Here is a 13149-nt window from a genome sequence, read left to right as displayed (position 1 = left end):
TCTAGTTTCAGATAATCATTGAAAGGTGACAAATAACTTGATATCTATTATATTAACCGCTTTCTTTTGTTAGGTTATCTAACCGTGGTTCGTGATCCATCCCACGAAAAAAAACTAGGAATGTAAAATGTTCAAAATTGCCAAAGAGTTCCAATTTGATGCTTGTCACATGTTAGACGGGCATAACAAAAAATGTCATAACCTGCATGGTCATACTTACCGATTAGTCGTCGAAATTAGTGGTGAACTCATTAATAAGGGTTCCAGCGAAGATATGGTAATGGATTACGCTGATCTCAAATCCATTGTAAAAAAACATATTATTGATCCGCTCGATCATGCTTATCTTTACCACCAAAATAATGTTAATGAATGCCGTATTGCTAACTTATTGCAAGAAATGGATCGAAAAACATTTGCTTTTCCGTGTCGAACAACCGCTGAAGGAATGAGTCAATACATTTTTGATTGTTTATCGAACTATTTACCCATATCCAAGATTAAACTGTGGGAAACCCCAAGCTCATACTGCGAGTATCAACGGGGTTAACTATGCTTGAGTTTCGTATTGTTGAAATCTTCGAATCACTGCAAGGCGAAGGTTATAATACCGGTATGCCCGCCATTTTTATTCGCTTGGCAGGTTGTAATCTAAATTGTTGTTGGTGTGATACCAATTTTCGCCAATATACCCGTTTCACATTAGATCAACTTCTCGACAAAGTGAAACAGTATAAAAGCAAAAATATCATTATTACGGGTGGCGAGCCAACCTTAGTTAAAGATCTATCTAAATTACTCTTACCCCTTAAACAAGCGGGTTATTTTATTGCTATTGAAAGTAATGGTTTAGGTAAAGTCGATGCTTTAATTGACTATATCGCTCTCAGTCCTAAGTTTTGCTATCAATCACGTTATCAAAAAATAGTTCAGTCAATTGCTAATGAAGTGAAAATCGTTGCTGAAAATCATCCTGACTTCATTTCGTTTTGCCAATATATTGAACAAAATATTCAAGCTAAACGCTATTACTTATCGCCTTGTGAAAGAAATGGCGAGTTTAACATGCATGACACAATCATATTACTTGGACAAATTAATCAAAATCGTATTGAAAATAAATGGTTACTGAATATTCAAACGCATAAATTTGCTAATATTGAATAATTAATCACGAAAAAGCACATCTGTTTACCGTTAACGGCTCATAATTTTGCCCTGAACGATTGTGATAGTTATATAACTTAATAATTTAATAAAGTTTTTGTTACGAAAATAAGAATAACATGTTTGAACTTTGCATACTATTAGCCAAGATTAACTTGCTCAAAACATGAAAGATAAATTTTTAATGAAAATTAACTTAACTTCACTAAGTTAAACACGTAAGAATGATTATTTAGCTGGCAGAAGAGAAGTTTTATATTTTAAGTCACCAAAATAGAATAACTGAGGAACGTCATGATTGGTTTCTTTATTTGCCAGCTAATCTGAGAATGTTTGCACCATTTTTTTAAATATCACTCAAACCAAATCATTGATGCCATTCTTCCTGTTCGGTTTTCTCGTCGATAAGAAAAGAATTTATCTTGTTCTGTATAAGTACAATAATCACCACCAAATATTTTATTTACACCTATTGAATTCAAACGTTGTTTGGCAATTAAGTAGAGATCGGCCAAATATTTTTGCTCTGGTATATTGATTAATTTAAATGCACTTTTTGCTTCTGGATCGATGGCCTCAAATTGTTTTTTTATTTCTTCCCCTACTTCATATTTTTTGGCACTTATGGCTGGTCCCATCCAAACCATAATTTCGGATGGTTTACAGGAGAATTTTTTAACAGTTTCTTCTAAAATTCCATTGCACAATCCTCGCCACCCCGCATGCGCTGCCGCGACCTCATCGCCTTTCGAAGAGCAAAATAATAAAGGCATGCAATCGGCTGTTAACACAACACACACTTGCTTTGCTTGATGAGTATAAGCCGCATCAGCTTCAAATATTTGTTTATTATTAACGATTCCAGTGGGGGGTTGTAATTTTATTTGTGAAATATCAAGGGCGACAGTACTATGAGTTTGATTAAGCCAATAAGGTTCGCTGGGTATTTGTTCAGCGGTAATTAAGCGTTTTCGGTTTTCTGCAACATCATTTATATTATCACCGGTACGCCCTCCCATATTTAAACTTTCAAATGGCGGCATACTGACACCGCCCATTCGTGTTGTGGTCAACGCTCGAACATTTTTCGGCGCAAACCAGTAAGGATAAATCGATTTAATCATTTTTCTTTCACCAATCCAGCTCATGTTTATATAATTCTGTATCTTCTTGTAATGCTTCAACTAGTCTTTGCATATCTTGTGGTATAGGCGCATGCCATTCCATTTGCTCACCCGTTATTGGATGATATAACCTTAACATGGTTGCATGTAATGCTTGCCTATCAAATTCTCGTAATGTGTTAATAAGTGTTTCGCTGGCCCCTTTTGGTGGTCTTGGACGTCCGCCATAAAGAGGATCACCGACCAAAGGATGAGCAATATGTGCTAAATGTACTCGAATTTGGTGTGTTCGTCCAGTTTCTAATCGTAAACGCAATCTTGTATGCAATCGATATTTTTCTAAAACACGATAATGTGTTACAGCAGGTTTTCCTGTCGGAAACACAGCCATATGAGTTCGTTTGGTAGGGTGTCTGGTAATCGGCTGATCTATCGTTCCTCCCGCCGTAATAATACCCATAGCTACCGCTTCATACTCACGGGTTATTTCTCTTAATTGTAGCGATTCGACTAAATGCGTTTGGGCAACGATAGTTTTAGCAACGACCATCAAACCGGTCGTGTCTTTATCCAACCGATGAACAATACCTGCACGTGGAACGCGAGCAATTTCAGGGCAGTAATGTAATAACGCATTTAATACTGTGCCATTTGGATTACCTGCACCTGGGTGAACAACTAAATCTCGTGGTTTATTTATCACTAAAATATCATCATCTTCATAAACAATATTTAATTTAATATCTTCTGGTTGATGATAAGTCTCTTCTTCAATCTCAGTATGAATAATAATTTTTTCACCACCCAATACTTTCTCTTTGGGTTTATTAACTATCACATCGTTTACTAATACTTTATTATTGATAATCCAGTCTTTAATTCTTGAGCGAGAATAATCGGGGAAAAGTTCTGATAATGCTTGGTCTAAACGCATCCCAAGTTGAGTTGACTCAATTTGATTTGATAATTTTAATTCTTGCATATGTAATTTATCTATTTTAAGCTGATATGTTTTAGAGTATTATATACTAATCATAACGGTTATTGTTTATTTTTTGGATTGGAAACTGAATGAAATTACGCTTACACTCGTTATTGGCTATCGCATTAAGTGGTGTGCTTATTGGTTGTACATCAACAAAGCCTGATGTTGAAAATGTATCAGAGGTTGAACTCCATAGTAAAGCACAAGATGCACTTAATAGTGGTAATTTAAAATCAAGTATTACTGTTTTAGAAGCATTGGATAAAAGTTACCCTTTTGGTCCCTATTCTCAACAAGTTCAACTTGATTTAATTTATGCATATTACAAAACTGCAGATTTACCACTAGCTGTAGCCTTAATAGACCGTTTTTTAAAATTGAATCCGACTCATCCAAATGTTGATTGGGTGATATATATGCGTGGCCTATCTAATATGGCTCAAGATGACAATATGATTCAGGGTTGGTTCAATGTTGATCGTTCAGATCGCGATTCCCAATATGCGATCACGGCTTTTAAAGATTTTTCCTACCTCGTTTCCAGTTTTCCATCAAGTTATTATGCCGCTGATGCACAAAAACGATTAGTTTTTTTAAAAAATAGAATAGCACGTTATCAGTTAAAAGTGGCTGAATTTTACACCAAACGTGGGGCGTATGTCGCTGTCATTAATCGTGTGACACAAATGCTATCCCTATTTCCCGATACAGATTCAACAAAATCTGCTCTCTTGTTAATGCGCAATGCTTATCAAGAATTAGGCTTAACGGCAGAAGTCGAAAATGTTGATAAACTTATTCAAGCTAATCTTGAAAACATACCCAAAGAGCAACAAAAGTCATTCTTTTCACGGTTTACTAGCGTCTTTAATGGCGGCTAATTAACCATTAATCACTTCATATCCAAATTTGTATAAAATCGAGTATGGCTATTTAATTGTTTAAATAGCCATATTAGTATTTTATGATCAAGAAACATTGCCTCGTTATCTTCTGACATATAAATAACGGTATACTCCATGATCATCATTTATATTTGTTAATGCTTTTGTTAGTTCTTGGGTAAGTTTAGTTGATAAAGTTGTATCCGATGAGGATAATGTAAAATCTGGCTTTATAATTTGTTCTTCGACATATTGTATAAATTGAAGAAATTGATCAATATCTTTTTTGGATAAATATATACTTTTTGCCATCATCATATTAATAAGCTTATTGTTAAACTCCAAAATAATCGTTTGATATAGCACTACGGTACTTTTATACATTATTACTGTTTTTAATGCTGACCATTGAAACGTTTGATTCAATGTTTTATGGTCATCAATACTAATCGAATATGAATTGACATTAATCGTCATTTTTTTACGAAACAAGCGAGCAATACATATAGCAAATAGAAAGATAGAAAATAATTCCGGAACAAGCAGTCCAACAATAAAAATGACCTCAAAGTACCGGTTGGGAATCATCGGCATGATCGCATCAGAGAAAAATAAATACATGAGACAACCAAGGACTAAAACACCAAAGCAACAAATGAGTATCATTAAATTTTTAAATGAGCGCTGAGTAAAACAACGAAATTCAAATGTACGATTTTCCATAAGCTATTCCTTATATTTTTTTAGAAATATATCTTAAGTTTTTTTTAAATACTTTGAGAAGAAAAGATTTATTTCTTTTTATTTATATTGTTAACTTTATTGTGTTTAATTCATATAAATATTGGTATCAAATCATTCTTCTTGTTTCTTACATCGTTTATAAAACGTGCCAATAGAGTTACCAAATTATTTTTTATTAGCAATAATAGATAGGACATATATTCATCACGTAAGAACAATATTGCCTAGATGAGATTGAAGCCCCAAAAGTCGATGAACTTATTTAAACCAATTTCGAAAATATACCGGTTGAAGAGAAAAATCATTCTTTCTCGTATCTTAAGTGTGTTTAATGATAGCTATTATATTGACCAATTAAAAGACAGTTAACGTTTATCAAAACAGTTGATGGCTATTTAACCATTCAATAGCCATTGTTTTATCACTAATTTACAAACAACATATGCGCATTAGCTACTTTCTGATATAAAGGTAACGATATTCTAAATCATGTGAAACATCCACTAGAAATTCAGCTGTTTTAGATGATAAAGTTTTATCCACCGAGAATAATGTAAAATCTGGTTTGAGAACTTGTTCATGAAGATATTGTGTAAATTCAAAAAATTGATCGATATCTTTTTTGGATAATAGTGGAATTCTTCCCTTTACTATCTGCATATTAATACGCTCATTGTCAAATTCCAGGATAAGTGTCTGATTAATCCAAACAGCGTTTTCGACTTTAAACATTATTACTTTTTGTAATGCTGACCATTGAAACATTTGATTCAATTTTTTATGGTCATCAATATTAATCGAATATGAATTGACATTAAACGTCATTTTTTTACGGAATAAACTCACAATACTTATAGCAAACAAAACGCCAGAAAGTAAGCTCAACACAAGGATTCCACCAAAAAGAATCTCCATAAAATATTGTTTGGGGATCAAAGGCATGACAGCATCAGAGGTAAATAAAAAAATGAGATAACCTGCGACAAATGAAGCAAAGCTAATAACTGATATAACTAAAACAATAAATGAGCGACGAGTGAAACAACGAAATCCAAATGTACGATTTTCCATAAGCTATTCCTTATATTTTTTAGAAATATATCTTAAGTTTTTTTAAATATATTGAGAAGCAAAGATTTATTTCTTTTATTTTGTTAACTCTATTGATTTTAATTCTTATAAATATTGGTATCAAATCATTCTCCTTGTTTCATATATCGTTTGTAAAACGTGCCAATAACCAATACAATTAGCAAATTATTTTTTATTAGCAATAATAGATAGGACATTAATTCGTCATGCAAGAACAATATCGCCCAGATGAGATTGAAGCCAAAGTTCAACAACATTGGCTAGAGAACAAAACATTTCACGTTACTGAAGATGCATCTAAAGAGAAGTATTACTGCTTGTCAATGCTTCCTTATCCTTCAGGTCGTTTGCATCTTGGTCATGTCCGTAATTATACAATCGGTGATACGATCTCACGTTATCAACGTCTAAATGGTAAAAATGTATTACAACCAATAGGTTGGGATGCTTTCGGTTTACCCGCTGAGGGGGCGGCAGTAAAAAACAATACCGCACCAGCAAAATGGACTTACGAAAATATTGCTTACATGAAAAAGCAATTACAATTATTAGGTTTTGGTTATGATTGGGATCGTGAAGTCACCACTTGCCGACCGGAATACTACAAATGGGAACAATGGTTTTTTACTAAACTTTATGAAAAAGGTTTAGTTTACAAAAAGACTTCAGCAGTTAACTGGTGCCCTAACGATCAAACTGTACTGGCGAACGAACAAGTCGTTGAAGGTTGCTGTTGGCGCTGTAATACCCCTGTCGAGCGTAAAGAGATCCCACAATGGTTTATCAAAATTACTGACTATGCCGAAGAGCTACTCAATGATTTAGATACGCTTGAGGATTGGCCAGAACAAGTTAAAACAATGCAACGAAACTGGATTGGTCGTTCTGAAGGGGTCGAATTTGATTTTGCTGTAGAAAACTACAATGATAAATTGCGTGTTTATACAACTCGCCCTGATACCTTAATGGGCGTAAGTTTTGTCTCAGTTGCCGCTGAGCACCCACTAGCACATTTAGCAGCGAAAAATAATCCGAAAATTGCTGAATTTATTGCAGAATGCAAAAATACCAAAACGGCAGAAGCCGATATGGCAACAATGGAGAAAAAAGGCATCGCTACTGGATTTTATGCTATTCACCCGTTAACGGGTAATAAAGTGCCGGTATGGATTGCCAACTTTGTCTTAATTGAATATGGCACTGGTGCTGTGATGGCTGTACCGGGACATGATGAGCGAGATTATGAGTTTGCATCAAAATATAATCTGCCAATTAAACCAGTTATCTTAAATCAAGATGGGCAAGCTCCTGACCTGTCTGAAAATGCTTATACAGAACATGGTAAGCTATTTAACTCGGGTGAATTTGATGGACTTAATTTTGAGCAAGCATTCAATGCGATCGCCGACAAATTGACTGCATTGGGTATTGGTGAGCGTAAAGTCAATTATCGCTTGCGTGATTGGGGTGTTTCCCGTCAACGTTATTGGGGCGCACCAATTCCAATGGTCACCCTTGAAGATGGAACCACCATTCCGACGCCAGAAGACCAATTACCGGTTATTTTACCTGAAGACGTCGAAATGAATGGAATAACCAGTCCAATTAAAGCCGATCCAAATTGGGCAAAAACGACTGTTAATGGTCAAGCGGCATTACGAGAAACCGATACCTTTGATACCTTTATGGAATCATCATGGTATTACGCACGTTATACTTGTCCGCACTATGACAAGGGCATGTTAGATGAAAAAGCAGCGAATTACTGGTTACCTGTCGATCAATACGTTGGTGGTATTGAACATGCCATTATGCATTTACTTTATTTTAGATTCTTCCATAAATTAATGCGTGATTTTGGCTTAGTCAGCTCTGATGAACCAGCTAAACGATTACTTTGTCAAGGCATGGTACTTGCTGATGCATTTTATTATACCAGTCCAACAAACGAACGCATTTGGGTATCACCGACCGAAGTCACCATTGAACGTGATGAAAAAGGTCGCATTTGTAAAGCAATCGACAGCAAAGGCAATGAACTTGTGCATGCAGGTATGACTAAAATGTCGAAATCGAAAAATAACGGCATCGATCCACAAGAAATGGTTGAAAAATATGGTGCTGACACAGTTCGATTATTTATGATGTTTGCCTCGCCTGCTGATATGACGCTTGAATGGCAAGAATCAGGTGTTGAAGGGGCTAACCGTTTTATTAAACGTGTTTGGCGTTTAGTGTATGAATATGCGCAGCAAGGTAAAAGTGTCAAATTAGATGTGACACAATTGAATTCTGAACAAAAAACATTGCGTCGTGAACTTCATAAAACCATTGCCAAAGTCAGTGATGATATTGGACGTCGACAAACATTTAATACGGCAATTGCTGCTGTCATGGAGTTTATGAATCGTCTACAAAAAGCACCTTTAGAAAACGATCAAGATTATGCATTAATGAACGAAGCTTTAAACGCGATTGTTCGTTTACTTTATCCAATGATTCCGCATGTCTGTTTTATTATGTGGCAAGCATTAGGGCATAGTGAATCAATCGATGATGCAACATGGCCGATTGCTGATGAATCAGCGATGATTGAAGATGAAAAACTTATCGTAGTACAAATTAATGGTAAAGTTCGGGGCAAATTCACTGTACCTGCTAATGCTGAGCAAGATTTTGTTGTAGAACAAGCTAAACAAGAACCTAATATACAAAAATATTTGGCAGATGTGACTATTCGTAAAGTCATTTATGTACCAGGTAAATTATTGAATTTGGTTGTTGGTTAATATTGTTAATAACGAAAATTGGTGGTAATACTTATGAAAAAATATATCGTCTTAATCATGCTAATGGCAATATCACTGACAGGGTGTGGATTTCATTTGCAAAATGAAACTGAAATTCCTGCACGATTTAAAACCATGTCTTACGTAAGTTATGATCCTTACGGTAAATTATCAAGATATGTTAAAGAACTCTTGCATGATAATCATATCACACTAGTCAATGATGATGCTTCAGGCAAATATCCGACACTGAATATCACCAATGAAAATATTGATCGTAATACCATATCGATTTATCAAGACGGTAAAGCTGCTGAATATCAATTAGTTTTAACCGTCCATGCTCAAGCCGTAATCAATGGTAAGCAAATATATCCAATTAATGTACGGATATTCCGTACATTCTTTGATAATCCGTCAACGCCATTATCCAAAACAGCAGAGCAAAATTTAATCGAAGACGAAATGTATAGGCAAGCAGCAAAACAGATTATAGGTAAATTAAAATCTGTAGATGCCAAAAAATAACGATGTTATGATTAAAATCAATGCTGATCAAATTACTAATCACCTAGGATCACCCTATTATTTATTAGTAGGAAGTGATCCCTATCTGCAACATTATGCACAAACTCAATTGCGTCATACTTTTAAACAGAAAGGATTCGATGAGCAACTGACATATACGATAGACAATCAAACCGATTGGTCAGCAATTTATGACAGTTGTCAGGCATTAAATCTATTTTCGAATAACACGCTTATCTTTCTTGATTTTGGTGATAATGCATTAAATACAGCCTTAGTAACAAAGCTTAATACACTAAGTGACGTTTTAACCCCTGAAATTGCGCTAATAATCAGTTTAAACAAAATCACTAAAACCCAGGAAAACGCAACATGGTATAAAGCGTTAAACGATAAACTTGTTGTCGTTAATTGCGTCACGCCCGATACCTTACAATTACCTCATTGGATAAAAAGTCATCTTCAGCACAGACAAATAAGCATCGAACCACAAGCGATTGAACTACTTTGTTATTATTATGAAGGTAATTTACTCGCATTAACACAAATTATTGAACAATTAAAATTACTATATCCAAATCATACCATTAGTTATGATCAAGTTGAAAATAACATTAATGATTCGGCTGTATTTACGCCTTATCATTGGATTGATGCCATGGTTGCCAATAAATCTAAACGTGCAACACATATATTACACCAACTAAAAATGAATGATTTGGAACCACTGATTTTAATGCGAATTTTTCAACGAGAGCTAATTCTACTTATTAATTTAAAAAAATCTTCAGAAAAAAAATCGCTTAAACAAGCGTTTGATGAATATAAAATATGGCAAAACAAAAGAGCTTTATATACCGCCTATTTAACGCGTTGTGATATCAAAAATTTATTTACCACTTTGGCAAAATTGACCGATATTGAGATCGGTTTAAAGCACGATAGCCAATTGCAAATTTGGGACAATTTGACCAGTTTAATGATGCAATTTATGGGATTAAATCAATGCTAACCGCTTTATTTGGTGGCACGTTCGATCCTATCCATTATGGTCATCTACGCACTGCAATTTCATTAGCGCAAGAAGTGGGTTTGACACAGATAGTTTTATTACCCAATAAAATACCACCACATAAAGCGCAACCAGAAGCAACCACACAACAGCGTCTGGCAATGTTAGCATTAGCCATTGAAGATTTACCTTTGTTTACCATTGACAACCGTGAAATTGTTCCTAGCACTGTAAATCGACCTTCTTATACCATCGATACTTTAAAGCAATGGCGTCATGAAAACGGGAAAACCGCATCACTTGCATTCATTATGGGGCAAGATTCATTACTGAATTTGCCCAGTTGGTATAAATGGCAATCATTACTCGATTATTGCCATTTGATTATTTGTCAGCGACCAAATTATGCCGCAAGAACTGATAACGTTGAATTTCAACAATGGATTGATAAAAATCGTACGACTAATATAAAAAATTTGCATGATTCTGCTCAAGGATGTATCTATTTTTCTGATACGCCTTTAGAAAATATTTCAGCAACGCAAATCAGGCAAAAAATTAAGAATCAACAAAGTTGTGAAGGTCTATTACCACTAAAAGTTTGGCAATATATCCACCAACAAGGTCTTTACCAGACAAAGAAAATTTAGAAATGACTTTACTTCTGGGAGTTTTTTCGGCATTATTTTGCGGCGATACTTATATGTTGTAAGTTGAGCTTTTTTATGTTTATACACACTATCATTTTATCTTATGATAAAATACTGAACTAGTCATTTAAGAAAAGCATCCAAAGTTGACTTTTCTTTCCCTCAAAAATAAAAGGGATATCATAAACGAGTTGTGTATAGTTAATTTGTTTTTATTATTAAGAGGCCCCAATGGCAAAAGAAGATAACATTGAAATGCAAGGTACCATACTTGATACTCTTCCTAACACGATGTTTCGTGTTGAACTTGAAAATGGTCATGTCGTTACTGCACATATTTCTGGCAAAATGCGAAAAAACTATATTCGTATTTTAACTGGCGATAAAGTTACTGTTGAAATGACGCCTTACGATCTTTCTAAAGCACGTATCATCTTCCGTAGTCGCTAATATCGTTATCAAACTTGTTATTTAAAAATTAATTAACCTTATGGGTTATTTTTCTCTTTTTTAATAAAATTCCGTCGACATAAATGTCGACGGAAGAGAAAATTTTAACCAACTTTCTCAAACTAATCCGTTTGAGAAAAATCCATATCTTCGTATTTCACCCATTTAGTTTTCTTCACAATCTTATAACCCAAATAAATAATAAAGAATAACGGGATACCAACATAAGTCGCTATTACACCATTCCAATCAATGGTATCTTGTAAAAATGCTTCATAGTTTTGCCCAAGGGTGATGGTGAGACAAAGTACAAAAGCAAATATAGGGCCAAAAGGGAAACAACTTGAACGATAAGGTAATTTATTCACATCAAAACCTTGAGCCATATATCCTTTTCTGAATCGATAATGACTAATCGCAATCCCAAGCCAAGCAATAAATCCGGTCATCCCCGACATATTAAGAAGCCATAAATAAACTTCTTGATCTTTATACATTGATGTTAAAAAACATAACATAGCAACAAATGTTGTGGCTAATAATGCAAATCGAGGCACCCCCGTTGAAGATAATCTTGAAAAGATTTTAGGTGCTTTTCCTTCTTTTGCTAAGGCATATAGCATACGTGTCGAGGCATATAGACCAGAATTACCTGCGGATAAGACTGACGTTAAAATAACCGCATTCATTATGGCTGCTGCCGATAATAAGCCCGCATGTTGGAATACTAATGTAAATGGGCTGACACTAATATCGGTCTCCTCATTACGAAGTAAATTAGGATCGGTATAAGGAATAATTAAACTGATGACTAAAATTGCAAAAATATAAAATAGCAAAATACGCCAAAAAACTTGTTTCATGGCTTTAGGAATATTTTTTTCAGGATCTTTTGATTCACCGGCTGCAATACCAATGAGTTCTGTGCCTTGGAATGAAAAACCAACCACCATAGCAACACCAATCATCGAAGAAAAGCCACCAACAAAAGGCGCATCACCAACAGTCCAATTTTGCCAACCAGTGCTTTCACTCCCACGTAAAATACCGACAATCATTAATAAGCCAACTGCAATAAAAATGATAACAGTCACAACTTTAATTAATGAGAACCAGAACTCAGCTTCGCCAAAACCTTTGACAGAAATATAATTTAAACAGAAGATAATGCTTAAGAATAGCAAACTCCAAAGCCAACTATACGCTCCGGCATCAAACCAATACGAAATCACCAACTGCGCAGCAACCAGATCGACCGCGACGGTAATTGCCCAGTTGTACCAATAATTCCAACCAATCGCAAATCCGAACGCCTCGTCAACATAACGCGCGCCATAAGTCGCAAATGTCCCAGATACAGGTAAATATGCTGCAAGTTCACCAAGGCTGGTCATTAAAAAGTACACCATTACACCAATAATGGCATAGGAAAGCAAAGCACCGCCAGGCCCTGCCTGTGCAACTGTCGCACCGGATGCAACAAAAAGCCCTGTCCCAATTGAACCACCGATTGCAATCATGGCTAAATGGCGAGCCTTTAAATCCCGTTTTAATTTATTTTTCATAACAAAAATCTTCTTTTAAAGAGAGTAAAGGTAATTAAGAAAACTTCAGTTTCCAATCGGTTATTTTAACAAATTGATAGAAAACACTATTTATCTTAATTATTGTGTATATTTATCATTAAATAATGAAATGCGGTGAAGTGTATCAAAAAAAAAACA

General features: G+C 34.9%; 12 protein-coding genes, 1 pseudogene and 1 riboswitch. Of the genes and pseudogenes, 8 read left to right on the top strand and 5 right to left on the bottom strand.

What is annotated here, in order from left to right; all coding sequences use genetic code 11:
* The first annotated feature begins 78 nt into the window (after positions 1 to 78).
* Positions 79 to 124, top strand: a riboswitch (PreQ1 riboswitch).
* Positions 125 to 127: 3 nt separating this feature from the next.
* Both queD and J3U35_RS05890 read left to right on the top strand, forming a co-directional pair.
* Positions 128 to 550: a 6-carboxytetrahydropterin synthase QueD gene (gene queD, locus J3U35_RS05895; RefSeq protein ID WP_267360182.1), complete on the top strand. Its 423-nt coding sequence runs from the start codon at positions 128 to 130 to the stop codon at positions 548 to 550.
* Between the two features lie 2 nt (positions 551 to 552).
* Positions 553 to 1167 (top strand): 7-carboxy-7-deazaguanine synthase QueE, encoded by a 615-nt coding sequence (locus J3U35_RS05890; RefSeq protein ID WP_267360181.1) that lies wholly within the window; start codon positions 553 to 555, stop codon positions 1165 to 1167.
* Between the two features lie 353 nt (positions 1168 to 1520).
* Here J3U35_RS05890 and pgeF read toward each other — a convergent pair whose 3' ends face one another.
* A complete protein-coding gene (gene pgeF / locus J3U35_RS05885; RefSeq protein WP_411596889.1) occupies positions 1521 to 2288 on the bottom strand; it encodes a peptidoglycan editing factor PgeF in 768 nt (255 codons plus the stop codon).
* Positions 2289 to 2298: 10 nt separating this feature from the next.
* Positions 2299 to 3273, bottom strand: coding sequence for a 23S rRNA pseudouridine(1911/1915/1917) synthase RluD (gene rluD, locus J3U35_RS05880; protein ID WP_267360177.1), 975 nt, complete (start codon positions 3271 to 3273; stop codon positions 2299 to 2301).
* A gap of 89 nt (positions 3274 to 3362) precedes the next feature.
* On the opposite strand from rluD, the pseudogene bamD reads away from it, so the two are divergent.
* A pseudogene (gene bamD / locus J3U35_RS05875) lies at positions 3363 to 4085 on the top strand (outer membrane protein assembly factor BamD); the annotation flags it as partial.
* Positions 4086 to 4262: 177 nt separating this feature from the next.
* On the opposite strand, the gene J3U35_RS05870 reads toward bamD, so the two are convergent.
* Entirely contained in the window at positions 4263 to 4883 is a 621-nt protein-coding gene (locus tag J3U35_RS05870; protein ID WP_065559308.1) for a hypothetical protein, read from the bottom strand.
* Positions 4884 to 5357: 474 nt separating this feature from the next.
* A complete protein-coding gene (locus tag J3U35_RS05865; protein WP_267360175.1) occupies positions 5358 to 5975 on the bottom strand; it encodes a hypothetical protein in 618 nt (205 codons plus the stop codon).
* A gap of 227 nt (positions 5976 to 6202) precedes the next feature.
* Here J3U35_RS05865 and leuS point away from each other — a divergent pair, with 227 nt between their 5' ends.
* The 5 genes from leuS (at position 6203) to infA (ending at position 11425) form a co-directional block, all read left to right on the top strand.
* Entirely contained in the window at positions 6203 to 8785 is a 2583-nt protein-coding gene (leuS, locus tag J3U35_RS05860; protein ID WP_267360173.1) for a leucine--tRNA ligase, read from the top strand.
* A gap of 33 nt (positions 8786 to 8818) precedes the next feature.
* Positions 8819 to 9313: an LPS assembly lipoprotein LptE gene (gene lptE, locus J3U35_RS05855; RefSeq protein WP_267352465.1), complete on the top strand. Its 495-nt coding sequence runs from the start codon at positions 8819 to 8821 to the stop codon at positions 9311 to 9313.
* Between the two features lie 7 nt (positions 9314 to 9320).
* The gene (gene holA, locus J3U35_RS05850; protein ID WP_267360171.1) at positions 9321 to 10325 is read left to right on the top strand and encodes a DNA polymerase III subunit delta; all 1005 of its coding nucleotides are present in this window, start codon (positions 9321 to 9323) and stop codon (positions 10323 to 10325) included.
* Complete coding sequence (nadD, locus tag J3U35_RS05845) at positions 10319 to 10975, top strand: nicotinate-nucleotide adenylyltransferase (RefSeq protein ID WP_267360169.1); 657 nt, start codon at positions 10319 to 10321, stop codon at positions 10973 to 10975. The genes holA and nadD overlap by 7 nt, the downstream gene beginning before the upstream one ends.
* A gap of 231 nt (positions 10976 to 11206) precedes the next feature.
* Complete coding sequence (gene infA / locus J3U35_RS05840; RefSeq protein WP_025315083.1) at positions 11207 to 11425, top strand: translation initiation factor IF-1; 219 nt, start codon at positions 11207 to 11209, stop codon at positions 11423 to 11425.
* 122 nt (positions 11426 to 11547) lie between these two features.
* Here the strand turns inward: infA and J3U35_RS05835 are convergent, their stop codons facing one another.
* Entirely contained in the window at positions 11548 to 12990 is a 1443-nt protein-coding gene (locus J3U35_RS05835) for an amino acid permease (RefSeq protein WP_267360167.1), read from the bottom strand.
* Positions 12991 to 13149 lie beyond the last annotated feature (159 nt).

It is taken from the genome of Gilliamella sp. B2717, from assembly GCF_026536675.1.
Taxonomy (GTDB): domain Bacteria; phylum Pseudomonadota; class Gammaproteobacteria; order Enterobacterales; family Orbaceae; genus Gilliamella; species Gilliamella apicola_I.
This window is presented reverse-complemented; position numbering and strand designations above follow the sequence as displayed.

Coding starts and splice junctions, on each gene's coding strand:
- queD (WP_267360182.1), top strand. CDS start 128: ATGTTCAAAATTGCCAAAGAGTTCCAATTTGATGCTTGTCACATGTTA.
- J3U35_RS05890 (WP_267360181.1), top strand. CDS start 553: ATGCTTGAGTTTCGTATTGTTGAAATCTTCGAATCACTGCAAGGCGAA.
- rluD (WP_267360177.1), bottom strand. CDS start 3,273: ATGCAAGAATTAAAATTATCAAATCAAATTGAGTCAACTCAACTTGGG.
- J3U35_RS05870 (WP_065559308.1), bottom strand. CDS start 4,883: ATGGAAAATCGTACATTTGAATTTCGTTGTTTTACTCAGCGCTCATTT.
- J3U35_RS05865 (WP_267360175.1), bottom strand. CDS start 5,975: ATGGAAAATCGTACATTTGGATTTCGTTGTTTCACTCGTCGCTCATTT.
- leuS (WP_267360173.1), top strand. CDS start 6,203: ATGCAAGAACAATATCGCCCAGATGAGATTGAAGCCAAAGTTCAACAA.
- lptE (WP_267352465.1), top strand. CDS start 8,819: ATGAAAAAATATATCGTCTTAATCATGCTAATGGCAATATCACTGACA.
- holA (WP_267360171.1), top strand. CDS start 9,321: ATGATTAAAATCAATGCTGATCAAATTACTAATCACCTAGGATCACCC.
- nadD (WP_267360169.1), top strand. CDS start 10,319: ATGCTAACCGCTTTATTTGGTGGCACGTTCGATCCTATCCATTATGGT.
- infA (WP_025315083.1), top strand. CDS start 11,207: ATGGCAAAAGAAGATAACATTGAAATGCAAGGTACCATACTTGATACT.
- J3U35_RS05835 (WP_267360167.1), bottom strand. CDS start 12,990: ATGAAAAATAAATTAAAACGGGATTTAAAGGCTCGCCATTTAGCCATG.